Source organism: Ensifer sp. LC11, assembly GCF_001695835.1.
GTDB lineage: Bacteria > Pseudomonadota > Alphaproteobacteria > Rhizobiales > Rhizobiaceae > Ensifer.
Window position 1 is genome coordinate 85,572 of sequence record NZ_MBSO01000006.1, and the last position, 26,625, is coordinate 112,196.

A 26,625-nucleotide genomic window follows, 5' to 3' on the forward strand; every position below is an offset into this window, starting at 1 on the left:
AATTTTCATATCAGTAAAAACTAGACAACAATATTGCAGATGATAGTACATATTTCGCATATCGGAGTATTAACGCCATGTCTTTAACCCATTTGCAGCGACTTGAAGCCGAAGCGATCCACATCTTCAGAGAGGTCGCCGCAACCTTTGCCAAGCCGGTCATGCTCTACTCGATCGGCAAGGACTCCTCCGTCATGCTGCATCTGGCGATGAAGGCGTTTTATCCAGGAAAACCACCCTTCCCATTCCTGCACGTCGACACGACCTGGAAGTTCCGCGAGATGATCGAATTTCGCGACCGCATCGCGGCCCAGTTCGGCATCGATCTGATCGTTCACATCAACCGCGACGGTGTCGAACAGAAGATCAGCCCCTTCACCCATGGCTCCAACGTACACACCCATGTGATGAAGACACAGGCGCTTCGCCAGGCCCTCGACAAATATGGCTTTGATGCCGCCTTTGGCGGCGCGCGACGGGACGAGGAAAAGAGCAGAGCAAAGGAGCGTATTTTTTCGTTCCGCAACAGTCAGCACGCTTGGGATCCAAAGAACCAGCGGCCCGAGATGTGGAAGAGCTACAACACCCGTGTCGGCCCCTCGGAGACCATCCGCGTCTTTCCTCTGTCGAATTGGACCGAGCTCGATATCTGGCAATATATCCTCAAGGAAAACATTCCGATCGTTCCGCTCTACTTCGCGGCACGCCGCCCGGTGGTTCAGCGGGACGGCATGCTGATCATGGTCGATGACGACCGAATGCCGCTCCATGACGACGAAAAGGTCGAAGAGCGCCTGATCCGCTTTCGAACGCTCGGTTGCTATCCGCTCACCGGGGCCATCGAATCGAGCGCGACAACACTCCAGGATATCGTTCGCGAGATGCTGACCGCACGGACGTCCGAGCGGCACGGTCGCCTGATCGACGCCGACGAGGCCGCATCGATGGAGAAGAAAAAGCGGGAGGGGTACTTCTGATGACGGCCTTCAGCACACCCGCCACAACCAGCACCGTGCTGGACTATCTGGCCAAACAGGAAAAGAAATCGCTCCTGCGTTTCATGACCTGCGGCTCCGTCGACGACGGCAAGTCAACCCTGATTGGCCGGCTGCTCTACGACAGCAAGCTTTTGTTCGACGACCAGCTTGCCGCGATCAAGCGTGACACCAAGCGGCGCAACGCAAGCCAAAACGACATTGATTTTGCTCTTTTGATCGACGGCCTCGAAGCCGAAAGGGAACAGGGCATCACCATCGACGTCGCCTATCGCTTCTTCGCCACGTCGCGGCGCAAGTTCATCGTTGCAGACGCGCCGGGGCACGAGGAATACACGCGAAACATGGTCACGGCCGCATCGACCGCGACGCTCGCAATCGTGCTCGTTGATAGCCGTAAAGGCATCCTTCGTCAGACGCGCCGCCATTCCTTCATCGCGTCCCTGCTCGGGGTGCGCCATGTCCTTCTTGCCGTCAACAAGATCGACCTGGTCGGCTATGATCGGCGCGTCTTCGAGTCAATTGTTGCCGACTACAGGGAATTTGCCAGGAACCTCGGCTTCACAACGGTCACTCCCATTCCGATCTCGGCGCGCTTCGGCGACAATATGACAAGCCGGTCGCCGAAGATGCCCTGGTATGATGGACCGACGCTGCTTGAGCATCTTGAGACGGTCCCGATCGAGGAAGATGCGACCGAAGCTCCGTTTCGGTTTCCGGTTCAACTCGTCCTGCGCCCAAACCTCGATTTCCGCGGATTTGCCGGGCAGGTGGCATCCGGCAGCATAGCCGTCGGCGACCCGGTGGCGGTGGCAAAATCCGGCCAGCTATCCAAGGTCAAGGAAATCGTCACCTACGACGGCAAGCTCGCGCGCGCGATCGAGGGGCAGTCGGTCACGCTCGTGTTGGAAGACGAACTGGAAGTTTCGCGCGGCAACATGCTCGTGCCACCTGAAGACCGCCCTCATGTCGCCGACCAGTTCATGGCCCACGTGATCTGGCTCCATCCTGATCCGATGCTTCCCGGCCGCAGCTACATCCTGCGCACCGAGGTCGACAGCGTGAGCGCCACCATCACGAGCCTGAAACACCAGATCGACGTCAACACCTTCGCCGAGGAAGCGGCAAAGTCGTTGCGCATGAACGAGATCGGCGTGTGCAATCTCTCCACCCAGGCGCCGATCGTCTTCGACAGCTACAAGGCCAACCGCACCACCGGCAATTTCGTGCTGATCGATCGTTTCAGCAACGCGACCGTTGGCGCCGGCATGATCGATTTCCCACTCCGACGGGCGCTCAACGTCCATTGGCAAGCGCTCGACATCAACAAGAAGGCGCGCGCCGCACTCAATCATCAGACACCGCGGGTGCTCTGGTTCACCGGTTTTTCCGGCTCCGGAAAATCGACGATCGCCAACATCGTCGAGAAGATTCTGCATTCCAGAGGCAAACACACGTTCCTGCTCGACGGTGACAACGTCCGTCACGGCCTCAACCGCGATCTTGGCTTCACCGAAGAGGACCGCGTGGAGAACATCCGACGCGTGGCCGAAGTCGCCAAGCTGATGACCGAGGCGGGCCTGATCGTGCTCGTCTCGTTCATCTCGCCGTTCCGTTCAGAACGCCGCATGGCGCGGGAAATGTTCGCGCCTGGCGAATTCATCGAGATCTTCGTCGACACACCGATCGAGGAATGCGCGCGGCGTGATCCCAAGGGCCTCTACAAGAAGGCGCTCGCCGGCGAGATCCGGAACTTCACCGGCATCAGCTCACCCTATGAGCGCCCGGAGGCGCCGGAGATCCACCTCCATACGGTGGGCCACGAGGTCACGGCTCTTGCAAGCGAGATCGAGGCCTACCTGGACGAACAATAGCAACCGCGTCAGCGGACGGCAGCGAAGCCAAAGAATGCAATTGGAGGGATGCGATGATCGACACGCTCACGGCAGCCGCGATAGAGGCCGGCAAGGCTATTCTCGACGTTTATGAACGTGACATCAGTGTTGCCGAAAAAGCAGACTGCTCGCCGGTCACCGAGGCGGACCGCTCCGCCGAAGAAATCATCCTTGCCATACTGGCGCAGACCTTCCCGGATATCCCTGTCGTTGCCGAGGAATCCGTTGCGGCAGGCGCCGTGCCCGATATCGACGGGCAGCGTTTCTTTCTCGTCGATCCACTCGACGGCACCAAGGAATTCATCAACCGGCGCAGTGATTTCACCGTCAACATCGCCTTGATCAGCGATGGCGAGCCGGTGGCAGGCGTGGTCTTTGCGCCTGCACGGCAGGTCGGCTACGTTGCCGAAGGCGGCAAGGCCACCAAGTTTCATGTGGCCGCCGACTTCGCCGTCACCGAGATTGCGGAAATACGCTGCCGGCCGCGGCCGGCCAGCTTGACGGCGGTTGCCAGCCGTTCCCACAGCGACGCCGAAACAGCCGATTTTCTCCAAAAGAACGCGATCCTTGAGTGCACGTCGATCGGCTCCTCGCTCAAATTTTGCCTGCTCGCCGAGGGCCTGGCTGATGTCTATCCGCGTTTCGGACGCACCATGGAATGGGATACGGCCGCAGGCGACGCCGTATTGCGTGCCGCCGGCGGCCGCGTCACGACGTTGGACGGGCAACCCTTCCTCTATGGAAAGCGCCGTCAGGCGAACGACTGCGACTTCGCCAATCCCGGCTTCATCGGCTGGGGGCGGGATTGCGGGCCTCTCGCCACCGAAAAGGAAGCGGAATGAAACGAAACCGGTCTAAGATGTCTGGAAACGAGGAATGCCAGCGCTGAGGCGGAGGCGAGCAGATCCGGCGGGCGATTGGGACACTGGACCTGAGAATTGCCCACCCTCGAACCTGAACGCTGCGATCTCCTTCGTGTCCATTGAGGGCGACTGCATACCATGAGCATGTTCGACCATAGCCTTCCGGCCGGACTGGCCCCCAAACGCGACGCGATGCGTCGCGACACACCGGGCCTTGCGCTCAGCAGAAAGTTTGAGTTCATCCTGCTGCTTGGCGCCGTCTTCTTCTGCTCGATGAATTACTTTCGGTATGGCGACACGAATTTTACCGTCGCCGACTTCCTTGCCCTTCTTTGCTTCTGTTTTGCGGTGCTCAACCGCAACATTGATCTTCAGCTGTTCGGTCGCGTCAGCAGCGGGCTGTGGTGGCTGGGGCTGACGCTACTGGTTTCAGGGCTCTTGGCAAGCAGCATTGCCGGCCCCGACCCCATGCGCGGCATCGTCGTCGTTACGCAATATCTCTACGCCTATCTCTTCGTGGTGCTGCTGTTCAGCGGCCGCACTCTTGACCAACTCGTGATCCTTGCAAAGACCTATGTGTTCTCGATCCTCGTCTTGTGTTTTCAAGGGATCTATCTCATCCATGTCGACGGTCGCACAAACACCAATTTCGTGAGCGGCAACGGACGCTTCAGCGGATTGATGGAGCGCGAGAACGAGTGCGCGGCGGTCATAGCGCTCGCAGTGCCTATCCTGCTTTTGCTGATCACGACGAGACGGCTCAACCGCGTCTATGCCTTCATCGCCCTGCCGATCCTCATCTACGGGATCCTGCTCACGGGCTCAAATACGGGCCTCATCGCCCTTGTGTTTGGCATGAGCGTATTCGCGATCATTGGCGTCAACTGGAAGCGGCTGGTCGTCAACATCGTCTTGCTTGCCGGCATTGTCCTCGCCGTCGGTAGCTCCGCGCGAGACTATCTGCCGGCCGCGTTCCAGAAGCGCGTGCTTGGCGCCCTCGAAAGCGGCGACATCGGACAAGCCGGCACATTCGACCACCGTGTCGAACTGATCTATGAAGCGATGAACATGACCGACAGCACATTGCTGATCGGGGTGGGCGCAGACCAATACCGGATAGCGAGCGCTATCCATCAGCCGGTCCATAATCTCTATCTGCTGCTATGGACAGAAGGCGGCCTGATATCCGCCATTGGCCTTTTGGTCATGCTCCTCGCCGCCTTTGGCCCCGCGTTGGCGGTGGCGCGGCTACCCGGAGGTCGGGCCTTCGCGGGATGCATCGCAGCCAACGTCTCCATGCTGCTCCTGGTCGCCAATGCGGTGCCGCATGCCTATAGCCGCTTCTGGCCGTTCCCGCTCGTGCTCCCCGTGGCACTCGCCTGCGCCTACATCGCGCTCTCGCGTTCGACGAAGCCGGTTCCCGATGCCTTTGGCCAACCCGAGCCGGTGCTCACACAACCGGAACAAGGCTTCATGTCTCAGGCGGGCCCGGACGCGCGGCGTTGAGCCGCCGCTCGCTGATACGATCACCGAGAAGCATCACCAGAACGGTTTCCGCGACAATCTTGAGATCGATCCAGGCTGAGCGGTTGGCAATGTACCAGAGGTCGAGGTCGAGTTTTTCGTCGTTCGATAGAATGGCATTGCCACTGATCTGCGCCCAACCGGTGAGACCAGGCCGTACGCTACAGCGCAGGGTGCCGCGCTCGCCGAGTGCATCAATCGTTTCCGGCAGGATCGGGCGCGGACCGATAAGGCTCATTTCGCCGATCAGGATGTTCCAGAACTCGGGCAGCTCGTCCAACCGTGTCCGGCGGAGCAAAAGCCCAAACCGACCGGTCCGCTGTTCGTCGCTCAAGAGCCGCCCCTCAGCATCCCTGGCATCCGACATCGACCGAAATTTCATCATGCGGAACGGACGGCGGTCGAGCCCCGCCCGGGTCTGGTGAAACAGCACGGGCCGCCCCAGCCAGAACGCGACGGCAATCCCAACCACCAGCATAATCGGCAGGCTCAAGAGGCCCGCAAACAATGCAAAGACGATGTCAAAGCACCGTTTCATATCCAACTCCAAGCACCCCGTCGTGCACCCGGGCGACCGCGTCACCTGCGCTCAACAATACCCCGAAAGCACAGGTCTACGCCCGTACCTCCATTTCACCGGCCGGCGCATGCTGCCCCAAAGCGGGTCTGGACGCCTCACTGACGATGTCATGCAGGAGGCGGGCGGCCCGCATCATTGCCTCTTCGCTCTGCGCCGGGTCGACCAGAAGCGCGATACTGGTTTCGCCGAGCCGACGGGCAACGGGAAGTCTTTCCGAGGGCGACAGCCCGAGATCCGAAAAGCATTTTTCAAGGTAGACTTCTGAGCAACTGCCCGTGAAGCAAGCGATCCCTGCCGCATTCATGGCCGCCACGATCCCGTCCCGATCATATCCCGGCTTCAAAGCTTCCGGCCGAACGAAAACGTAGTATCGATAATACGCATGGCGGAAGCCGTTCGGCAGAAGCGGTGCACGCAGCGCCGGAAGCCGACCGACGACATCGTCGAGGATCGAGGCGTTGCGCGTCCTTGCGGCGCGCCATCCGCTCAGGCGCTCGAGTTGCCTCACCCCCAGAACAGCCGCAAGCGAGGTCATCCGCCAGTTTGTGCCGATCGTTTCATGCAGCCAGCGAAATCCGGGCGGATGCTGTCGCAGGAAGGCAGCATCATAGGATTTGCCATGGTCCTTTCGGCTCCATGCCTTCTTCCAGAGCGCCTCATCGTCAAGAGCGATCAGCCCGCCCTCGCCGCCAGTGGTGATGATCTTGTCCTGGCAAAAGGAGAACGCGGCAATATCGCCGAAACTTCCAACAGGTCTACCGTCGATTTCGGCACCGTGGGCCTGGGCACAATCCTCGATGACCCACAGCCCCGCCCGCCTCGCGAGCGCCATGATTGCCGGCATGTCACAGGGAAATCCGCCAAGATGGACGGCGATGATACCCTTGGTCCGGCTGGTGATTTTCGGGGCAATCGTTTCCGCGCTGATATTCTGGCTGTTCTCATCCACGTCCGCGAAGACGGGCACGCCACCGCAGAAGGAAACGCAGGACGCGGAAGCGACAAAACTGCGCGGCGTAACGATCACCTCGTCCCCGGCTTCGAGACCAAGGGCGAAAAGCGCCAGTTCCAGCGCCAGCGTTCCGTTCGCAAGTGCAATCGCGTGCGTCCGCCCGAGCGCGCGGGCGTAGGCTTCCTCAAAGGTCGCGACATGGGGTCCGGTCCAGGCATTCACCTTGCCGGACCTCAAGACTGCCACGACATCCGCAATTTGTTCCTCGTCATATACCGGCCACGTCGTCACGGCTTGCTCCCTCGGTCGACCGAAAATTCCAGAAATGTCAGATCACGTGCCGCACCATCACAAAGGCCTCGGCCGCCGACTTGAGCACGGTGGCACCGCGCAAGGTGGCAAGGGCGGTCAGAGTTTCGATGCTACGCTCATGCGGAGCCGCGCGGATCTGGGACTTGAATGCCCTCATGGCGGCAAGCTTGCGATCGATGTGGTCGCTGATGTCGATAAAGACGTTCGGAACAAAGCCCGGCGTCACGTAAGGGGCGTTCCAATTCGTCTCCGACAGCGTCTCATAGGCCAGGATCGTCTTGGGATAGCCGGGCTGATGCGGCCTTGCGGCGACCAGCGACGACAGAAAGATCAACTGATGATCGATATGCATATCGCCAAGAAAAGGGATGAGCAGCGTCTGCGGTGAGATGGAACGCACAAGCTCGAAGAGGGCGGCGTTGAGCGCCGAATGCGACGTTTCGGACAAGGCAGCGGCGGGAAACCCCAACCAGCGCGTCTCTCTCACTCCGAGAATTCGATGCGCCTCGTGGGCTTCGGCCTGGACCGCGGCGACCGAGGCGCGGTCAAAGGTCGGTGGCTTTCCCTCCGTAACCACAGCCACGAAGACGTCGTTTCCCTGCTGAGCCAGCCTTGCCATGGTGCCGCCGGCACCCAGGACCTCATCGTCGGGATGAGGCGCGATCACGAGCGTCCTTCCGAAGGTTTCCGTAAGGGTCATCGCGCCGCCCCCATCAATACGTCACCGACACTCCTCGGCTTTGGCACGCATGCGAACTCACCCCTCACGCAACTCTCCATCTGTATACGGACGTAGACACTGTATATCTGGACTAGAGCGCCGTGCGTTCATATGAACGCACCAAGGACGCTCTAGCACTTTGATTCTAGAGCATCTTTCCGCTTCACGTGAATCCACTTGAGAGCGGGATGCTCTAGAGACCAGCGATCGAAACAAAGATGACATCCCCGGGCAACACCTCGGTCAGGCTCGTGGCCTCAATGCTCTGCCGCGCCTTGACCTCGCCGTGCCCGGTGTCACGATTGATCTTGTAGAGGAACGAGATCTCATTCGGTTTGCGTGTGTCGGCATCGGCAGCGGCCATCAGGAGCATTTGCTCTTCGGTTGTCTCGCGCACCGTTTCCAGTTTCTTGAGCGTCGCCTCGCGCTCCTGCAGCAAGGTCAGGATCTCTTTCTCCCGGTTTGCCTGCAAGGTTGCCAGTTGCAGCTTGAGATTGGCAAGCTCGCGGCTGGAGCGCCCGATTTCTGCGTAGAGCTCCAGCAGCCGCGACTTTTCACTCGACGTTGCCATCTTCACGCGCGAAAGCTCGGATTCCGTATTCAGTTCCCTCTTTCTTAAGGCGAGCGTGCGTGCCTCGACCTGCTCGTTAAGGGCAACCACCTCCTCCTGCTGCGCCTTCAGCTTGTCGAGGATGACAAGGCTCGCCTCGGTTTGCGATATGCTCTGATTGAGAATCTCGATCTGGTTTCGCGTCGACACCAGGTCCGTCCTCAGGATCTTTTCCTCGATTGCGACGATGGAATCGACCGACGTGTCATCGACGTAGGTCTTGACGCTTTCCGGCACGTCCTTGAGGTCAATCTTGTCGGAGCCGCGCAATTGCGCGTAGAGACGCGCGGTATAGATCGCCTCGCGCACGATCTCGACGTCCGTTTCCTCGATGGTGCCACGCAGCTTCGCACGGGCGATGATGCGGTCAGCGGGATTGGATAGGGCCGAAAGCGGTCCTCCAGCAAGGCCGACAGCCTGCTCGACCGTCAATCCGGGATAGTAGGGGAACGAACCTGGCGTCCTCACTTCGCCGAGGATCAGAACAGGGCGGACCGTGATGATACTGAGGGAGAGCTTCGGGTCGGTCAGCACTTGACGGGTCAAGTATTCGCCGCGTAGAGCCGCCATGGCCTCAGGTATCGTTCGCCCTTCGATCTTCACCGCCCCAATGAGCGGAAATGCCGCAACGCCGTCGGTACCGATCGTCAACGAGACCGGCAGGTCGGCGTCGTCCATGATGTCGAAAGACAAGATATCCCCGACGGAAATCCGGTAAGCAGCCGGCGCCTGGATCGCTGTTCCAGCACCGGCCGCGGCGGGACTGGCTGCGCCCGCGCTGGTTGCTCCGGCGCTTACCGCCCCGGCGGCCTGAAGCGAGACGACCATCAAAAAACTGGCGGTCGCGGCAAGAGCGACAAGATTGAACAGGCGGTAGATTGCTTGAGCCGGAAACTTCATGCTTCCCTCTAATGAATAAAATCCGCACTTCACCAAAGGTCAACCGCACCAGGAGAAGCGGAATTTAAACTACAACAATCGTTGAAATTATTTTACGAGACCTCTGTAATTTCTTTCAGTCACTATGATATGCTTCGAAAAGCAGAAAGCATTACACAATCTTTAATTGCATTCTTGAACGTAATTAATTTCGCCCAGAAAAGGCAAGCAAACGAAACTCGCTGAGCGAGAACTCTAAAACATATCGTCCATTGTTCCATGAAACAGGCGTAATTGCAACCTCAAAGCAGGATGTAATTTTGTGATATTATTGGAATCACTACTGAAAAAGACAAAAAAGTATCGTTCCGCCTGGCAAGCCGAAGCGGACCTCCACGGGCGGCTCAAGAACATAGCTCACCTTCTGACCGGCAACTTCGCCAGCGCGTTCATTGGCCTTGTCGGCTTTGCGCTGACGGCACGGGCGCTCGGTCCGGCTGACTACGGCCTGCTGGCGCTTTCCTTCGCCTATACGCGCGGCATAGAGCGGTTCGTCAGTTTTCGTTCCTGGCAGCCGCTCATCAAATACGGAGCAAAGGCGCTGCAGGTCGGCGAGACCGACGACCTCAAGGCGCTCTTCAAGTTCGGCTTGCTGATCGACCTTACCACCGCACTTGCCGGATGGGGCCTGGCGGTGCTGATCGTACTTCTTGCGGGGCCATTTTTCGGAATCTCTGCCGAGATGAGCCGCTTCGTGCTGATTTACTGCGCGGTCCTGCCGTTCCAGGTGACGGGCATGCCGACGGCCGTCATGCGTCTCTACGGCCGCTTCAAGATCGTCGCCTACGGCCAAGTGGCCGCGAGCGTCCTCAGGGCACTTTTATGCCTCGCCGGCGTCTATCTCGGCTGGGGGCTGTTCGAATTCATGCTGCTCTGGATGGCCTCGCAAATCTGCAGCAGCCTGAACAGAACCATCTGGGCCTTTCGTGAGCTGCGCAAGCAGGGATTGCATGGCGTCATGCAGACGCCGCTCGGCGATATAAGAACGCGCTTTCCCGGCTTCTGGAGCTTCTCGCTTTCGACCAATCTGGCCCTGATCATTCAGGCCTGCGCCTTCGAATTCGACACGCTTCTCGTTGGCTATCTCGCCGACCCAGGGTCGGCGGGTCTCTACCATATCGCCAAGCGCGTGGCCAAGATCGCGCAGCAGGCCGGCGAGCAGGTTCAGGCGGTGCTCTATCCGGATCTTTCTCGCGTGTGGGCGACGGAAGGGACTTCGGAATTCAGGAAGACCGTCAGCCAGACTGGCTGGCTGCTGTTCGGCTTCGGCGTCTGCGCTCTGGTCACGGCGTACCTGACGATCGAATGGGTGCTGCGCGTGACGGCCGGGCCAGGCTTCGAGGCGGCCGCCCCGCTCGTCATGGTACAATTCGTCGCCGTCATCATCTTTCTGTGCGGCCGAACCCTCTACTCGGCATTGCTCGCCATGGGGCACGAAAAAGTTCTGCTGCAGAGCGCGCTCACTGGCGGCCTCCTCTTCTGCGCCACGGCGATCGTGCTCATACCGCGCGTCGGCGCGGTCGGCGCGAATGTGGCTCATATCGTCATGTCGGGTGTCTGGTTCGTCCAAATGGCGATCGCCTATCGCCGAAAACTTGCCGACAAGTGATGACGTAGAGAGCAGGCTTCGACCGGCGCCCGAGCGTCGTACGGCGCCATCGCCGTAACACTCTGTAGCGGTTTTGCGGTAATGGCTTGTGCGAGATTAACGGTTGAAACGCATAGGGAGAGCCAACGGGCTTCAGGCTCGAGACGAGCCGACAGCATCCTGATTTACGCATATATGATGCGCGGCGCTGTAAAGCTTATCGCGTCAGTTCGCCGGCACGGCAGCCAGACGTCCGCGCCTAGCCTCCGCTCGCCGAAGAGAGCGCCGCGCGCACTGCTGGCGCGCTACTCCGACCTGTCGCAATAGTTCATGACGCTGCCGAGGATGACGGCGTGGTTCAGCGACAGCCGCTGCTGGACATTGGCGAGCTGGCGATCCGTCGTGCCGCCCGAGCTGCAGACCAGAATGACGGAATCGACATGGGAAGCCAGCCAGATCACGCCCTCGTTCTCTTCGACCGCCGGGGCATCGACAATGATGAGGTCGTAACAATCGCGCAGCTCAGCGCAAAGGACATCGAGGTTCATCAAGCCTGGCCGCACCGAAATGAACTCGAGGAAGGGGTAGGCAGGCGAGGCGCAGACCCGGCTCTTGATATCGACCTTGCCTTCGAGCGGTGCTGTTATCGCACTCTCCTTGGTGTTGGCACCGGCAATACTCGGAGCGCTTTGCGCGGACATGTCGAGGTCGATCACGATCGGCCGCAAGCCGTCGATTTTCGCCATCGTGGCCATGCCGAGCGCGACCGTGGTCTTACCATCACCAAGCGCCGGGGAACACAGCATCACCACCTTGCCTCCCGCCTCGTGGTCGATCGTAAGCCAGGCCATGCAGAGCGTTCGCATGGCGGTGGCGGCCGGTGACTCGGGATTGTTGAGCATGTAGTGATAGAACGCCGACGAATTCCGAAAGCGCTTACGCATGTCGGGGATGCTTGCGAGGTTCGGGCGATTGAGCAGGTGCTCGGCATCGCGCGGCAGATACAGCCTGCTTTCCAGCGCGTCCGATATGATAACCCCGACGACCGATAGCAACATGGCGCCGATGCTGCCGGCCACAATCACCATGGTGTTGTTTGGGAATGTTGGCTTCGTCGGCACTTCCGCATAGGAGGCAATCCTTGCCGTCGGCTTGTACTCCCCTCTTTCGGGATTGAGAGCGCCGAGCCGCAGCACGATCTGATCGTAGACAGCCTGTTCCGACTGAAGGTCGCGGGCGAGTTCCCGCCTGCGAATTTCTGCCAGATTCCGTCCCTGAACCTTATCTTGCAGCGCGCTTAGCTCGCTTTGGAACTTCTCCGCGCGCGCGGACGCAACCTTGGCGTTGTTCTCCAGTTCCTGCACGAGGCGCCGCGCCTCGTTTCCGATCATGGCGCGAACAGACTCGAGTTCCGTTGTGGCATCCAAAACGAGCGGATGGTTCTTGCCGAATTTGGCGCCGAGCTGCGCACGCGTGCGTTCGAGACGCGCCTCTTCCGCGCGCAGCTGGTCCAGCTGCGTCGATGTCAGAGCGCTGCCGGCAATCTTCTTGTCATCCGAGGACACAAGCGCCTTGGCTTCGTTGTATTTCGCAGCCGCCCCCGCCTCCTCGACGCGCAGCCCGACATACTGTTCGTTGAGCTGCAGCATGCGCGCCCTGAGTACGTCGTCCTGAGGATCGAAGGTAAGGTCGCTGTCGCGCGCAAAAGCGGCGATATCCCGCTCCATACTGGCGATTCTGGTGGCGCTGCTTGCCATTTCGCCGCGCAGGTAGGCGACAGTGTTGTTCGTCGCCTCTTCGGTCTTCTTCGCCGTCCAGGCGAGATACTGCTCCGCAATGGCGTCGGCGATCGTAGCCGCCTTCAGCGGATTTGATTGCTCCACGCGGATTGTCAGCGCCAGGCTCTCGCCGGTGCGGGTGACGGTGTAGGAACTCAACAGCATCGACATGGCGCGGTTGCGCTGCACGTTCTCCGAAATGATCCTTTCCTTTTGGATACGCGTGTCCGGTCCGCCAAAAATGAACTCGGAGATATTGGCAAAAAACGCTTGCAGGAACGTCTCATGCTCGCTGCGAACCTTGGGCAGATATGTGTTGAAATCGGGATCATTGACCAGGTTGAGCGCATCGACGACGACACCGACAAAGACGCGTGACCGGATCACATCCAGCTCCGTCTCCATCACCGAGCGGTCGCGCTCGAGCTTGCGCAACTCGACCTGTGCTTCGTAGGGCCGAACGTCGTTGCGGTCGAAGACGATCGCGGAGGCGGCCGTGTAGACGCGCGGCAAGAGCGCGGCCGTGAGAAGCGTGGCGAGCATCGCCAATCCCAGCAGCGTGAAAAAGGTCAATCGATACCGTCGGAAAAGCTCCAACAGGTCGCGGACACCATAGCCGCGCGGCGTCACTCGCGCCTCTCGATACTGAACCGCAGCTGCCTGCCCGCGCCCAGCGGGCGTTTCGACTTTGCGATCAATGGTCAGCATGAGACCCCTAACGTATATTTTTGATAGAAAAACTTGACTTCAAAGAATTACAAGACACGAACGCGCGCACTCTTCGCAGCGATAGGCAACACTGCGCCGAGAAAATATTCACATGGAAATAACATTCAAATTTAGAAAACTATATTATACCAAGCCTGGAAGAGCAATAGAGCCTTTTGACCTACGCCACCGACCCCGCCGATCGCCACGATTGTGACCTGTTGCTGCAAGCAGCCCCAGACCAAAGACAGCAATGAGCCGGTCTGGCTATCGGGCACGCCGGCCGTTGCAGGATACTCCAGAACCCCATCTAGTTCGGGTATCGACCGGCAACGCGTTCCTGCGACAACCATTCCATGAACTGGTCGAAGCGCGAGCCCCCGCCCGCCGAAGCCGGTTGCCAAGCATCATTCGAGCCGACGACGCCTCCAAACGTCGCTTCCACGCTGTCGGCCATGCCGTCACCGTCTTCGTCGACATAAGCGCCCGCCTCTTGGATGCTCGGGATCTCTCCGGGCTCGATCACCATTCGCCCTGTTCCATGCTCTCCCTGTTGGCCCATCTCCTTTATCCAGCGGATATCGAGCTCGTCGCGAGGAAACGCGCCGGACTGGCTGCGCACCTGATCATAGGCCTCACCGGCAGCGATGACTGTATCGACTGCGAGCGGGCAAGGCGGGCGCGGCACGACGAACTGCGCCGTTCCCGGTGAGAGCAGTTGCAGCGACTTTGGTGGAGGTGCCCACAATATGTTGCCGCTCTCATAGATCTGCGGCTCACCTGCGCTTTCGACATTCTGCCACTTGATCGCATAGGTCTTCTCGACGGTGCTCGGCCCGGCCTTGAAATAGTTCGCGACATAGGAAATCGGCGTGCCGCCCGGATACTGCGAAAACACCTCGCCCCATTCGGATCGCGCATTGAAAAACACATTGTTTATGATCTCGATGCAGGACCTGCCGTAATGGTTGTTGTCCGGGTTCCGGTCGTTGTTGGAAATGCAAGCGTTTCGCCAGAAGGTGATGTTTTGCGGAACCCTGGGGTCGGCACCGAGCAGCGTGCATTTGCTGTGCTTGTTGAGCCCCTCGGCAAAGATCGAGTTCGCAATGGTGATATCCGTCGTGTTCGAATAGGTGCTGACATTCTCGTCGGTGGCCCAGGACATGGACGTGTGGTCGAAATAGACCCGCTTGCTGTTCTCTATCACCGCTGCATGGACGTTCTTGATCGAGTTGGGCAGCCGCGGCCGTATACGCAGGTGCCGGACGATCACGTCATGCGTCTGCTTGGCGACGAGCGGCGTATGTCGCAACTCCTCATTTTTCTGGTCAATGGTCAGCAATATCCCGCCGCCCGGCGCCGTTTGCCCCAGGATCGAAACCGAGTGATTTTCCTCGCCGATAATGAGTGAGGACTTGAGACGGATGACACCCGACACCCGGAACACACAGTTTCTGGAGCCCGTTGCCTCAATGCATTCACGCAACGTGCCTGGGCCTGCATCTTCCAGGCTCGTTACCGGGATAATGCGGCCACCGCGGCCGCCTTGCGCCATTTTCCCGTGCCCTTCGGCACCGGGAAACGCAACGGACTGCGCATCTGCCGTCAAAGGCACGGCGCCCCAGAACGCTGAAAGCAAGACGAGCATTCGCGCGGCCTGGAGTGAGGCGCTCCTGCGTCCTGCGAAACACCGACGGCCCGCAGGGTCAGTTGCCTGCGTTGCCCGCTGCCCAATGCGCAGCTTGAAAATCCTGATTGCCATACGTCACTCCCAAAGCCTTTTGGCGAGGCCTCGCTCCAGAAGCTTGCAATTCTCGTGGGGCTATTCACTCGCCCCCTATTCAGTCAATGAAAAGAATATTATTTGCTCAATTCGGAGCGAAGCTTTCCACTTTTGCTATAATCCGTCAATTCGATTTGTTTTCATCACCCGAAATAGTTATATATCTGGAGGGTCGAAGCCCTCGAAGTAGCGAAAAGACGGTGCTATAGTTTCGCCATATTTAGTTTACTTTCGGGACCTCGTTTCGTGTCTCAAAAAACAATAACGGTCGGATTTCCATTTTCGGGAGATGATATCGGGGGGAGCCATATATCGGCGCTCAACCTGATTTCATCGTTCGATAGAGATCGAATCAATCCCATTGTCTTCGTACATCATCCCCACAAGGCCCTTTCCAGGTACCTCGACGAAAACAAGATCGAATACGTTACGATCGAGGATATCGACATTCTGTCCCCGCAACGCGACCTTGGAAGACAATCCTTCTCTGCGCTGCGATATCCGATCTCGATGCTGAAGATCATCAGGCTTCTGAAAAGTCACCGCATCGATATCGTGCACACCAATGACGGTGCGATCCATACGACGTGGGCGCTTCCCACCTATCTGGCCGGCGCGAAACTTTTGTGGCACCACCGTGGGGATCCAAGGGCCAGGGCCGTCAACATGCTCGCCCCGCTTCTGGCCAAGCACGTGGTCACGGTCTCCCGATTTGCGCAACCGGCAAAACCTGTGCTGCCGCTCAAGGGACGTATCTCCGTTCTGCACAGTCCCTTCAAGCACCCGGATCAAACACCGGATCGGGAGGAGTGCAGACTGGCGCTGGCGCGCGAACTCGGCTTGCCCGAGGAGACACGCTTCGTCGGCTATTTCGGCCTTCTCAACGAGCGCAAGAGACCGCTTCGCTTCGTCGAGGCCGTCCACGCGTTTCATCGCAGCAATCCGGACTTTCCGATTGCCGGCCTGCTTTTCGGAACGCCCGAACAAGCGGGACCGAGGCTTGATCTCGATACGGCCGAACTCGCGCGCACGCTCGGCATCGCCGACAAGATCCACCTCATGGGTTTCCGACATCCAGTTGCGCCTTACATGTGCGGGGTCGACATTCTTCTGGTTCCGGCCATGAGCGAGCCATTCGGACGAACGCTCATAGAGGCGATGATGTACGGCACTCCGGTGATCGCGACGAACCACGGCGGCAACCCGGAGGCGATAGAGAACAACGTGACCGGATTCCTTGTTGAACCGGAAAAGCCCCAGGCCTTCGTCGCGCCGATGGAGCTCCTGCTCAAGGATCGCAACGAATGGTCCCGGATCAGCGAGCAGGCGCGCGTTTCCACCCTCGCCGCCTACGGCATCAAGCCGCATGTCGATGGCATCGTGAGTATCTACCAGCGCATTCTCGGACGGAAGGTGGCCGACGCCGCGACGCATCGTGCGCACTGACGGGTAAGGCCTGCCCACAGCGGAAAGAAAGTTAACGACATGCAGCTCTCGGATATCGACTTCCTGATCATCGGCGCCGCCAAGAGCGCGACCACGTGGCTGCAGCAGTCGCTGCAACAGAACCCCACCGTCTACATGCCGGACCCGGAACTCCATTTCTTTAGTCGCAGCTTCGAAAAGGGCGACAGCTGGTATCTGGAGCAATTTGCGCCTGAGCCGCACCACACGGTCGTCGGAGAAAAATCCAACTCCTATCTGGACGCGCCGGAAGCGGCAGCTCGCATCAAAAAGGCGCTCCCGCGGGCAAGACTGATTGCGCAGCTTCGCAACCCGGTCGATCGGGCCTATTCCGACTACTGCATGCTGTATCGCCGAGGCGAGGTCGGCCGAGACATCACCAAGTACCTCGACCCGCGACAGGCGGGGGGCGGTCGTTTTCTGCTGGGCGGCCTCTATTGCCACCAGCTGGAAGCGTATCTGGACCTCTTTCCGGCCGAAAACCTGCAGATCCTGCTCTACGAACACATTCGCCAGGATCCGCAGGCGCATCTTGATGCGGTGCGGGACTTCCTGCAGCTGCCCTCGGGCCTGAAACCCGTTGTCAACAAGGTCAAGGACAAGACCGTGCCCGTCGTCCCGCCGACGCTGCGTCGTCTTTTTCGTCCGCTGAAGCCAATTGTGGCGCCGTTCCGGGACAATCCTGTTGCAAAGGGACTGCGCTCCATGATCGCCCGTGAACTGGACTACGTGCCGCTGCCGAGCGACCTTCGCAGCCGTCTGATCGAGTTCTATGGACCGGAGACGGAAAGGCTGGGCGCGCTGATGAAACAGGATCTTTCAGGCTGGCTGCACGCAGCATCGGGCGGCGGGGTACGGCCAGCAGCCTGATGCTCGGCAATTCCTGGACCGCCCTTGGTGCGCTCATTTGCGCGTAAGGCGCTCTAGTTTTCGACAGCCCTTGCGAACCGCAGGCCGAGGACGAGCGGCACGGCGACCAGATAAACTGCAACGACCGACAACCAGATCGCGCCGGGCCATTGCTCTCGCACGAGGAAATAGAAGGGCAGCCGCAACCCGTAATCGCCAAGCATGCCGCCCAGGACTGGGCCGACGATGAAGCCGATGCCGAACATTGAACAAGCCAAAGCGGCGAGCGCGTTTGTCCTCAGGCGATATGTCGGTGATTTAGGCGGTCGCCACCGATACATTGGCGCTCGTCAGCCCGGCGATCGCGCGGCCGATGAGCAGCATCCAGAGATTGGAGGCAAGGGCCAGAAACAGGTAGTTTATGGCGGCGCCACCGAGTGAAAGCAAAAGAAGTGCTGATCCTCGCCATCGCATGGCTCGTCTTTGAACTGTCGATCTTCCGAGATGCGTCCTTCGCAAAGCCGTGGTTCTACGTCGCCGTCATGTTCGCGATCGGCGCACTCTATCTCGGCTACCTGCTGGTCTCGCGCGGCGGTGCCCGCGGCCTGAAAATGCCCGAACTCATCGCGATCGACGCGATCCTCGACGCCGACAGGGGCGCCGACTTCGGCTCGCAACCTGCCGAGTAATGCCGACGGCGGTCGACCGGGGCATCCCCCGGTCGATTCCTCAGCCGACCGGGTGATCGCCGTCCCGAGTTGACTTGCTCTTCTGCAACCCGCGTTCGGCCGGGTCCCTCGCCGGGAACCATGGCGTCGCGTGCGTCTCAGCGGAAAAGGCGCTCGCGACCGACCTAAGCCGAAAGCAGGCTTCGCGTGAGCGGATGCCCCGCTTCGGCAAGACCGTCGATAACGTTGAAATGGTGCCTGTCCGGCTCGACGACCGCCGCTGTTGCCGCTCCCAATCCCGTCCAGATGTTGGCCAGCAACGCGTTCTGACGCAGGAATTCCGCCCGCTCTCCGCCGCCGACCCAGCAGGTGATCCGGGCATTCCGCATGGGGCGCAGCAGCGCCGGGCTTTCCGAAAGCGCCTCGGCCTCATCGATCGCCAATTTCTCGTTCATGGCGGTCGACATGATCGGACGCAGGTCGTGCACGCCGGAAATCGACACGACATTGCGAATACGGTCCTGAACCTGCGGCGACAGTGGGGCGGTCGTCGTGATCATCCGGCTGACGAGGTGGCCGCCAGCCGAATGCCCGGTCAGCATCAGTGGACCTTCGACCAGTTGTGCCGCCTGGCTGATGGCCCCGGCGACTTCTTCGACAATCCCGCCAATGCGCAGTTCGGGGCAAAGCGTGTAGGAAGGCATGGCAACCGCAAAGCCGTTGGCAACGGCACCGGCGGCCAGGTGCGACCAAAAACTCTTGTCGAGCTGCAGCCAATACCCGCCATGCACGAAGACGACCAGCCCCTTGGCCGAACCCTCAGGGAAGAAGAGGTCCATGCGGTTTCTCGGCCGTTCGCCATAGGCAAGATCGAGTTTCGCGCGGCCTGATGCCGAGAGGGCGTCGCGGAACGCTTCGGCCGGCTTGACCCACGCCTCGGGCCAGCGGTCGCCGCGCGCGATGTTCGAGCCGTTGGCGTAGGCGTCGTCCCAATCGGAAATACGGCGTTCCAGCATCGATAGATTCCTCCCTTTGGTATCTCCTCAAGCGTAGCAATCGCCCGCCGCACCGGGAAACGCAATGCCGTCATCTGAAAAAACTTTAGGCTTGAAATAATTTTGGACTGGTGCAATGCTTCCCCATGTTCAGCGCAGAAGTGGAGGTCTCGCTGTGCCTATCACGATCATTGAGGTCGCCGCAGCGACGGCGCACGCCACCGGTAACGGTGCAGCGAGACCTGTCGCTTGCCGACACGATCGCAAGACTTTTCAGCCGGCTTTGAAAAATGCCTGAGCACCAGGCAGAAACGAAACTAGGGAACAGCCGCCACATGCTTGGACCGACTTCGCACGTCGACACGTTCACACGTGACCATCTGCCGCCACCGGAAGAATGGCCGGAATTCCTTCTCGAAGGCTTCGACTACCCGGACCATCTCAACGCCGCCGTCGAGCTGACGGACAGCATGGTCGCCAAGGGTTTTGGCGACCATACCGCGCTGATCGGCAACGGGCGTCGCCGGACCTATAAGGAACTGTCCGACTGGACGAACAGGCTCGCCCATGCGCTCGTCGAAAACTACGGCGTTAAGCCCGGCCATCGGGTGCTCATCCGCTCCGCCAACAACCCGGCCATGGTCGCCTGCTGGCTGGCCGCCACCAAGGCCGGTGCCGTCGTCGTCAACACTATGCCGATGCTGCGATCCGGCGAGCTGGCCAAGATCGTCGACAAAGCGGAGATTAGCCTGGCGCTCTGCGATACGCGGCTGATGGAGGAGATGATCGCCTGCGCCAAGGATAGTCGCCACCTGAAGCAGGTCGTCAGCTTCGACGGGACCGCCAATCACGACGCCGAGCTCGACCGGATTGCACTCGACAAGTCGGTGGTCTTCGAGGCAGTCCACACCGGTCGTGACGACGTGGCGCTGCTTGGTTTCACTTCGGGTACGACGGGGATCCCGAAGGCGACCATGCATTTCCACCGCGATCTGCTTGCGATCGCCGACGGTTATGCCCGTGAAGTACTCGGGGTCACGCCCGACGATATCTTCGTCGGCTCGCCGCCGCTCGCCTTCACCTTCGGTCTCGGCGGCCTTGCGATCTTTCCCTTGCGCTTCGGCGCGGCGGCGACGCTGCTCGAACACGCGACCCCCGCCAACATGGTGGAGATCATCGAGAAGTACAAAGCGACGATCTCGTTTACCGCTCCCACCGCCTATCGGGCGATGATGAAGGCGATGGACAATGGCGCCGACCTGTCATCGCTCCGGGTGGCGATCTCGGCGGGCGAGACCCTGCCGGGCCCTGTCTTTGAGGAGTGGACGGCGAAAACCGGCAAACCGATCCTCGACGGGATAGGCGCGACCGAGATGCTGCACATCTTCATTTCCAACCGCTTCGAGGACCGCAAGGCTGCCTCGACCGGCAAGCCCGTTGCCGGTTATGAAGCGCGGATCGTCGACGACGAGATGCGGGAAGTACCCCGGGGCACGATCGGGAAGCTTGCCGTGCGCGGCCCGACCGGCTGCCGCTACATGGCGGACAGCCGTCAGCGCGACTATGTGCGCGACGGCTGGAACCTGACCGGCGACGCCTTCTATCAGGATGAGGATGGCTTCTTCCATTTCGCCGCCCGCTCGGACGACATGATCATCACCGCCGGCTACAACATCGCCGGTCCCGAGGTCGAAGCGGCCCTGATCGCGCATCCTGAAGTCGCCGAATGCGCCGTCGTCGGCGCGCCCGATGCGGATCGCGGCCAGATCGTCGAGGCCTATGTCGTGCTGATTTCCGGCGTGGCGGCGGACGATGCGACGATCAAGCGCCTGCAGGATCATGTGAAGGCGACGATCGCCCCTTACAAATATCCGCGATCGGTAAAGTTCCTGGACAGCCTGCCGAAGACAGCCACGGGCAAGATCCAGCGGTTCCGATTGCGGTCGGAGACCTGAAAACATGAGCAAATCATACAATCCTTCTGACGAAGGCGCCCAGATGTCGTTCAAGGGGCGCATGTCCTACAGCGACTACCTGATGCTGGAAAAGGTGCTGGACGCACAGGAGCCGCTTTCAAAGGCCCATGACGAGATGCTGTTCATCATTCAGCATCAGACGTCGGAGCTTTGGATGAAGCTCGCGCTGCACGAGATCAACGCCGCGGTCCGCTCGATCCGCGACGACCGGCTGGAGCCGGCGTTCAAAATGCTGACACGGGTTGCGCGCATCTTCGAACAGCTGAACAGCGCCTGGGACGTGCTGCGCACGATGACCCCCAGCGAATACACCACGTTCCGCGAATCGCTCGGCCAATCCTCCGGCTTCCAGTCGTGGCAGTACCGGGCGATCGAGTTCCTTGCCGGCAACCGCAACGTCGCCATGCTCGGGCCGCATGCGCATCGCGCCGACATCATGGAAAAGCTGGAGGCGATACTCGCCGCGCCGTCGCTCTACGACGAAGCGATCCGCCTGCTTTCACGCAACGGCTTCGATGTCGGCGAAGAGGCGCATCGGACCGACTGGCGCGAAACGCGCATAGAAAGCGACAAGGTGTTCGCCGCCTGGCAGGTCGTCTATCGCGATCCGGAGCGGTACTGGATGCTTTATGAACTCGCAGAGAAGCTGGTCGACTTCGAGGACTATTTCCGTCGATGGCGTTTCAACCACGTCACCACGGTCGAGCGCATCATCGGCATGAAACGCGGAACCGGGGGAACATCCGGCGCGTCCTATCTGAAGAAGATGCTCGAAGTGGAACTTTTCCCCGAGCTCTGGCACGTGCGCACAGGTCTCTGATAGAACACAACCCAAAAAGGGAACCTATAAAGAGGAGAACAGCATGAACCGTATTCTGGCAGCGAGCCTTTTTGGCCTCTCGCTTGCAACGTCGAGCCTCGCCCACGCCGAGCCGGTGAAGATCGGCGTCATCACCACGCTTTCGGGCGGCGGCGCCGGCCTTGGCATCGACATGCGCGACGCCTTCACGCTGGCGATCAAGCAATCGGGCAACAAGGACGTGGAGCTGGTGATCGAAGACGATGCCCAGAAGCCGGAACTTGCGGTGCAGATTGCCGAGAAGATGATCCAGGGCGACAAGGTCGATCTGATGACCGGCATCATCTGGTCGAACCTTGCCATGGCAGTCGTGCCGAACACGGTGGCGCAGGACGTGATCTATCTCTCGCCCAACGCCGGTCCGTCAGCACTTGCCGGGGCGAACTGCAACCCGAACTATTTCAACGTCGCCTACCAGAACGACAATTTCCATGAGGCAATGGGGCAATACGCCAACAAGGACTACAAGAACGCCTTCATCCTGGCCCCCAACTACCCGGCCGGAAAGGACGCGCTGACCGGCTTCAAGCGATACTACAAGGGCGCTCTTGCCGGTGAGATCTACACCCAGGTCGGCCAGACGGACTACGCCGCCGAAATCGCCCAGATCCGCGCCTCCGACGCCGATACTGTCTACTTCTTCCTGCCCGGCGGCATGGGCATCGCGTTCATGAAGCAGTACGCCCAGTCGGGCGTCAGCATCCCGGTCATGGGGCCGGGCTTCTCCTTCAGCCAGGATGTTCTGCCGGCGATCGGCGACGCAGCCCTTGGCGTCAAGAACTCGGCAACCTGGTCGAAGGATCTCGACAACGAGGCCAACAAGCAGTTCGTCGAAGCCTTCAAGGCCGAGTACAAGCGCCTGCCCTCGATCTATGCGGCACAAAGCTGGGATACGGCAAACCTGATCCTCGCTGCCCTTTCGAAGGCTGATGTCAAGGACAAGGATGCGTTCCGCGCAGCACTTAAGGCGGCCGACTTCAAGTCCGTTCGCGGCGAATTCGCCTTCAACAACAACAACCACCCGATCCAGAACATCTATGTTCGCGAGGTGGTGAAGGAAGACGATGGCGTGTTGACCAACAAGATCATCGCCACCGCCTTTGAAGACCACAAGGACGCCTACGCCGAGAAGTGCAGCATGTAGTGCTTCGGCGTATGTAGTCGCCCGGATGCGCGGCCCTGATGCCGGCATCCGGTCGATGCTCCATGTCCTCCTGAAATGAAGCTTGGACCGGTCTCTTGTTCACCGCACTCCTGATCGAACAACTGCTCAACGGGCTTCAGCTCGGCGTGATGCTGTTTCTGATGGCCGCCGGCCTGACGCTGATCTTCGGGGTCATGGGCCTGATCAATCTCGCCCACGGCTCGCTCTACATGATCGGCGCCTTCGCCTGTGCGACCGTTGCGGCCGCCACAGGCTCCTTCTGGATCGGGCTGATCGCCAGCCTCGCCGCCGCCGCCGGCGTCGGCGCGATCATCGAGGTCGCGGTCATCCGCAGGCTTTACGACCGTGATCATCTCGACCAGGTGCTTGCCACCTTCGCGCTGATCCTGATCCTCTCCGAGGGCGCCCGCTGGCTCTTCGGCTCGTTCCCGCTCTATCTCGACATACCGCCCTTGCTTCAGGGCGCAGTGCCCCTGCCCGGCGGCGGCCAGTATCAGCTCTATCGCCTGGCGATCATCGGCGTCGGTATCGCGGTTGCCGTCGGCCTCTATCTGCTGATCGCGAGGACCCGGCTCGGCATGCGCATCCGTGCCGGGGAGTCCGACCGCGAGATGATTGGAGCACTCGGCGTCGATATCGGCACGCTCTACACGGTCGTCTTTGCGCTCGGCGCAGCCCTTGCCGGTCTTGCCGGCGCCCTGGTCGGGGCGCTGCAATCGGTGCAGGTCGGCATGGGCGAACCGGTCCTGATCCTCGCCTTCGTCGTCATCGTCATCGGCGGCATCGGCTCGATCAAGGGTGCGCTCGTCGGCGCGGTCATCGTCGGTGTCGTCGACACGATGGGCCGCTTCCTGCTGCCCTCGCTGCTGGCGCTGACGATGCCTGCTTCGCAGGCAACCACGATCGGCGCGGCGCTCGCCTCGATGCTGATCTATGTCGTCATGGCCCTCATCCTTGCCTTCAGGCCGAGCGGCCTGTTTGCCGCGCAGTCGTGAGGTCCGAATGAACCGCGAAACCACCGTCAATCTGCTGCTTGCCCTTCTGCTACTCGGCGCGCCGATCCTTGCCGCAAATCTGGGCGAACCCTTCTACGTGACGCTTGCGACCCGCGTCGTCGTCCTGGCGCTTGCGGCCGTCGGCCTCAATCTCGCGCTCGGGCTCGGCGGGCTGCTCTCCTTCGGGCATGCGGCCTTCTTCGGCCTCGGCGGCTATGTCGCCGGCATCCTCGCGACGCACGCCTTCAACGGCGAGCCGCTTTTCGCCGACATTCCAGCGACCACGTCGATGCCACTCATCTGGGTGACGGCCGTGGTTGTTGCCGGACTCGTCGCGCTGCCGATTGGCGCGATCAGCCTGCGCACATCAGGCGTCTATTTCATCATGATCACGCTCGCCTTCGCGCAGTTGATCTATTACTTCGCGATATCCTGGCCGGCCTATGGCGGCGAAGATGGCCTATCGATGTCGATGCGCAACGCCTTTCCCGGCGTCAACACCGCCAAGCCCCTGCCCTATTTCCTGATCTGCTACGCCGCACTGATGGTTACGCTTCTCCTGTTTCGCATCGTCGAGGGTTCACGCTTCGGCAGCGCCCTGCAGGCGGCAAGACAGAACGGGACCCGCCTTGCCGCAGTCGGTATCGCGCCCTTCAGCATCCGGCTCGTCGCCTTCGCCGTTTCGGCGATGATCACCGGATTTGCCGGCGCGCTCTATGCCGATCTCAATCGCTTTGTCGGCCCTTCGATGCTTTCCTGGCACATGTCGGGCGAACTGATCGTGTTGATCATCCTCGGCGGCAAGGGGCGCCTGTTCGGACCCGTCGCCGGCGCGATGATCTTCGTCTTCTTCGAATATGTGCTCGGCGGCATCACCGAGCGCTGGCAGTTCTTTCTCGGCCTCATCCTGCTCGGCATCGTGCTCTTTGCCCGTGGCGGATTGCTGGGCCTGCTCTCGGGAAAGCCGCGCCATGTCTGAGCCCATTCTCGAAATCCGCGATCTGCGCAAATCCTTCGGCGCACTCAAGGCCACGGACGGGGTGAGCGTCGAGCTGCAGCCGGGGCAGATCCATGCGTTGATCGGTCCGAACGGCGCCGGCAAGAGCACGCTGATCCACCAGATCGCCGGCTCGCTTAGGGCTGACAGCGGCACGATCCGGTTTCTCGGCCGGGATGTCAGCGGACTCGACATGGCCGCCCGCGCGAGGCTCGGCCTGGCGCGCAGTTTCCAGATCTCCTCGCTGGCGCAGGAATTCTCGGCGCTTCGCAATGTCATGCTGGCAGTGCAGGCGCGCCAGGGGAGCAGTTTTCGCTTCTTCCGCCAAGTGGCCAGCGACAGAGACCTGATCGAGCCGGCAATGGCGATGCTGGAGCGTGTCGACCTCGCCGCGCGCGCCCATGTGCCGGCCGCCGAACTCTCGCATGGCGAACGCCGGCAGCTCGAAATCGCCATCGCGCTGGCGCTGTCGCCGAAGGCCTTTCTCTTCGACGAACCGATGGCCGGCATGGGGCCGGAGGGCTCCAAGCGGCTGACGACGTTCCTCGACGGCTTGCGCCACGAAGCGCCGATGCTCTTGGTGGAGCACGACATGGATGCGGTTTTTGCGCTCGCAGATCGCATTTCCGTGCTCGTCTACGGCCGCATCATCGCGACCGGTACCGTCGATGAAATCCGCAGCGACCCGGAGGTCCGTCGCGCCTATCTGGGAGAAGCCGCATGAGCTTGCTCGAACTCCAGGGGCTCGAAACCTTCTACGGCGCGTCCCAGGCGCTCTTTGGCGTCAATCTTGATGTGCGCGAGGGAGAGGTGGTCGCGCTGATGGGCCGCAACGGCATGGGCAAGACGACGACGATCAACTCGATCCTCGGCCTCGTTCGCCCGCGCTCAGGCGCCATCAGTTTCGCCGGCAAGGAGATCTCCGGCATGCGCCCGCACCGGATCGCGAGGCTAGGCCTCGGCCTTGTGCCCGAAGGGCGGCGCTGCTTTCCCAATCTGACGGTCATGGAGAACCTCGTTGCCACCGCTCGCGGCAGCGAATGGACATTCGAGAAAGTGGTCGCCCTCTTCCCCCGCCTTGGCGAGCGGCGCGACCAGTACGCCAACACGCTGTCAGGCGGCGAGCAGCAGATGCTCGCCATCGGCCGGGCGCTGATGACCAATCCCAGCCTGCTCATTCTCGACGAGGCAACCGAAGGGCTGGCACCGGTGATCCGGCAGGATATCTGGTCGGCGATCCGCACGCTAAAGGCGGCCGGCCAGTCGATCCTCGTCGTCGACAAGACGCTCTCGGAATTGTTGCCGGTGGCGGATCGATGCTTCGTCCTGGAAAAGGGTGCGGCGGTGTTCGAGGGGCCGCCGGCAGCGCTGACGCCAGCGCTGCAGGATCGCTATCTCGGCGTCTGAGC

Annotated in this window: 22 protein-coding genes and 1 pseudogene; 15 read left to right on the forward strand and 8 right to left on the reverse strand. The window is 60.6% G+C overall.

The window, feature by feature from the left end; genetic code table 11:
• Window positions 1–77 precede the first annotated feature (77 nt).
• The 4 genes from cysD to BBX50_RS04930 all read left to right on the forward strand — a co-directional run bounded on the left by cysD (window position 78) and on the right by BBX50_RS04930 (window position 5,259).
• Window positions 78–977 (forward strand): sulfate adenylyltransferase subunit CysD, encoded by a 900-nt coding sequence (gene cysD, locus BBX50_RS04915; protein ID WP_065774197.1) that lies wholly within the window; start codon window positions 78–80, stop codon window positions 975–977.
• Window positions 977–2,869 carry a sulfate adenylyltransferase subunit CysN gene (cysN, locus tag BBX50_RS04920; RefSeq protein ID WP_065774198.1) on the forward strand — a complete coding sequence of 631 codons (1,893 nt, stop codon included), beginning with the start codon at window positions 977–979 and terminating at the stop codon, window positions 2,867–2,869. The genes cysD and cysN overlap by 1 nt, the downstream gene beginning before the upstream one ends.
• 53 nt (window positions 2,870–2,922) lie before the next feature.
• Window positions 2,923–3,732, forward strand: coding sequence for a 3'(2'),5'-bisphosphate nucleotidase CysQ (gene cysQ, locus BBX50_RS04925; protein ID WP_065774199.1), 810 nt, complete (start codon window positions 2,923–2,925; stop codon window positions 3,730–3,732).
• Between the two features lie 159 nt (window positions 3,733–3,891).
• Window positions 3,892–5,259, forward strand: coding sequence for an O-antigen ligase family protein (locus BBX50_RS04930; protein ID WP_065774200.1), 1,368 nt, complete (start codon window positions 3,892–3,894; stop codon window positions 5,257–5,259).
• Here the strand turns inward: BBX50_RS04930 and BBX50_RS04935 are convergent.
• From BBX50_RS04935 to BBX50_RS04950, 4 genes are all read right to left on the reverse strand, one after another.
• On the reverse strand, window positions 5,225–5,815 hold the full coding sequence (locus BBX50_RS04935) for a sugar transferase (protein WP_065774201.1): 591 nt from the start codon (window positions 5,813–5,815) through the stop codon (window positions 5,225–5,227). The genes BBX50_RS04930 and BBX50_RS04935 overlap by 35 nt on opposite strands.
• Window positions 5,816–5,891: 76 nt before the next feature.
• Window positions 5,892–7,100 (reverse strand): DegT/DnrJ/EryC1/StrS aminotransferase family protein, encoded by a 1,209-nt coding sequence (locus BBX50_RS04940; RefSeq protein WP_065774202.1) that lies wholly within the window; start codon window positions 7,098–7,100, stop codon window positions 5,892–5,894.
• Window positions 7,101–7,137: 37 nt separating this feature from the next.
• A complete protein-coding gene (locus BBX50_RS04945) occupies window positions 7,138–7,821 on the reverse strand; it encodes a PIG-L deacetylase family protein (RefSeq protein ID WP_065774203.1) in 684 nt (227 codons plus the stop codon).
• A gap of 214 nt (window positions 7,822–8,035) precedes the next feature.
• Window positions 8,036–9,352, reverse strand: a complete 1,317-nt coding sequence (locus BBX50_RS04950; protein ID WP_065774204.1) for a polysaccharide biosynthesis/export family protein — start codon at window positions 9,350–9,352, stop codon at window positions 8,036–8,038.
• A gap of 301 nt (window positions 9,353–9,653) precedes the next feature.
• On the opposite strand from BBX50_RS04950, the gene BBX50_RS04955 reads away from it, so the two are divergent.
• A complete protein-coding gene (locus tag BBX50_RS04955; RefSeq protein ID WP_244513097.1) occupies window positions 9,654–11,000 on the forward strand; it encodes an oligosaccharide flippase family protein in 1,347 nt (448 codons plus the stop codon).
• Between the two features lie 284 nt (window positions 11,001–11,284).
• On the opposite strand, the gene BBX50_RS04960 is transcribed toward BBX50_RS04955, so the two are convergent.
• Window positions 11,285–13,465: an exopolysaccharide transport family protein gene (locus BBX50_RS04960; RefSeq protein ID WP_065783728.1), complete on the reverse strand. Its 2,181-nt coding sequence runs from the start codon at window positions 13,463–13,465 to the stop codon at window positions 11,285–11,287.
• Between the two features lie 310 nt (window positions 13,466–13,775).
• Window positions 13,776–15,113, reverse strand: coding sequence for a hypothetical protein (locus BBX50_RS04965; RefSeq protein ID WP_065774206.1), 1,338 nt, complete (start codon window positions 15,111–15,113; stop codon window positions 13,776–13,778).
• A gap of 645 nt (window positions 15,114–15,758) precedes the next feature.
• Between BBX50_RS04965 and BBX50_RS04970 the strand changes: the two genes are divergently transcribed.
• The gene (locus BBX50_RS04970; RefSeq protein ID WP_083213548.1) at window positions 15,759–16,694 is read left to right on the forward strand and encodes a glycosyltransferase family 4 protein; all 936 of its coding nucleotides are present in this window, start codon (window positions 15,759–15,761) and stop codon (window positions 16,692–16,694) included.
• Between the two features lie 39 nt (window positions 16,695–16,733).
• The gene (locus tag BBX50_RS04975; protein ID WP_065774208.1) at window positions 16,734–17,582 is read left to right on the forward strand and encodes a sulfotransferase; all 849 of its coding nucleotides are present in this window, start codon (window positions 16,734–16,736) and stop codon (window positions 17,580–17,582) included.
• Between the two features lie 170 nt (window positions 17,583–17,752).
• Here BBX50_RS04975 and BBX50_RS29170 read toward each other — a convergent pair.
• Window positions 17,753–18,011 (reverse strand): annotated as a pseudogene (locus tag BBX50_RS29170) (MFS transporter); the annotation flags it as partial.
• On the opposite strand from BBX50_RS29170, the gene BBX50_RS04985 reads away from it, so the two are divergent.
• Complete coding sequence (locus BBX50_RS04985; protein ID WP_201723454.1) at window positions 17,999–18,250, forward strand: hypothetical protein; 252 nt, start codon at window positions 17,999–18,001, stop codon at window positions 18,248–18,250. The pseudogene BBX50_RS29170 and the gene BBX50_RS04985 sit on opposite strands and share 13 nt — an antisense overlap.
• 164 nt (window positions 18,251–18,414) lie before the next feature.
• On the opposite strand, the gene BBX50_RS04990 is transcribed toward BBX50_RS04985, so the two are convergent.
• The gene (locus BBX50_RS04990) at window positions 18,415–19,245 is read right to left on the reverse strand and encodes an alpha/beta hydrolase (RefSeq protein ID WP_065774211.1); all 831 of its coding nucleotides are present in this window, start codon (window positions 19,243–19,245) and stop codon (window positions 18,415–18,417) included.
• Between the two features lie 314 nt (window positions 19,246–19,559).
• Here BBX50_RS04990 and BBX50_RS04995 point away from each other — a divergent pair, with 314 nt between their 5' ends.
• The 7 genes from BBX50_RS04995 (at window position 19,560) to BBX50_RS05025 (ending at window position 26,623) form a co-directional block, all read left to right on the forward strand.
• Window positions 19,560–21,179: a benzoate-CoA ligase family protein gene (locus BBX50_RS04995; protein ID WP_065774212.1), complete on the forward strand. Its 1,620-nt coding sequence runs from the start codon at window positions 19,560–19,562 to the stop codon at window positions 21,177–21,179.
• A gap of 4 nt (window positions 21,180–21,183) precedes the next feature.
• On the forward strand, window positions 21,184–22,020 hold the full coding sequence (gene kynA / locus BBX50_RS05000) for a tryptophan 2,3-dioxygenase (RefSeq protein WP_065774213.1): 837 nt from the start codon (window positions 21,184–21,186) through the stop codon (window positions 22,018–22,020).
• Between the two features lie 43 nt (window positions 22,021–22,063).
• Window positions 22,064–23,203 (forward strand): ABC transporter substrate-binding protein, encoded by a 1,140-nt coding sequence (locus BBX50_RS05005; protein ID WP_065774214.1) that lies wholly within the window; start codon window positions 22,064–22,066, stop codon window positions 23,201–23,203.
• Window positions 23,204–23,298: 95 nt separating this feature from the next.
• On the forward strand, window positions 23,299–24,219 hold the full coding sequence (locus BBX50_RS05010; RefSeq protein WP_065774215.1) for a branched-chain amino acid ABC transporter permease: 921 nt from the start codon (window positions 23,299–23,301) through the stop codon (window positions 24,217–24,219).
• Window positions 24,220–24,226: 7 nt separating this feature from the next.
• A complete protein-coding gene (locus BBX50_RS05015) occupies window positions 24,227–25,198 on the forward strand; it encodes a branched-chain amino acid ABC transporter permease (protein ID WP_065774216.1) in 972 nt (323 codons plus the stop codon).
• The gene (locus BBX50_RS05020) at window positions 25,191–25,940 is read left to right on the forward strand and encodes an ABC transporter ATP-binding protein (protein WP_065774217.1); all 750 of its coding nucleotides are present in this window, start codon (window positions 25,191–25,193) and stop codon (window positions 25,938–25,940) included. The genes BBX50_RS05015 and BBX50_RS05020 overlap by 8 nt, the downstream gene beginning before the upstream one ends.
• Complete coding sequence (locus BBX50_RS05025; RefSeq protein WP_065774218.1) at window positions 25,937–26,623, forward strand: ABC transporter ATP-binding protein; 687 nt, start codon at window positions 25,937–25,939, stop codon at window positions 26,621–26,623. The genes BBX50_RS05020 and BBX50_RS05025 overlap by 4 nt, the downstream gene beginning before the upstream one ends.
• Window positions 26,624–26,625: the final 2 nt, after the last annotated feature.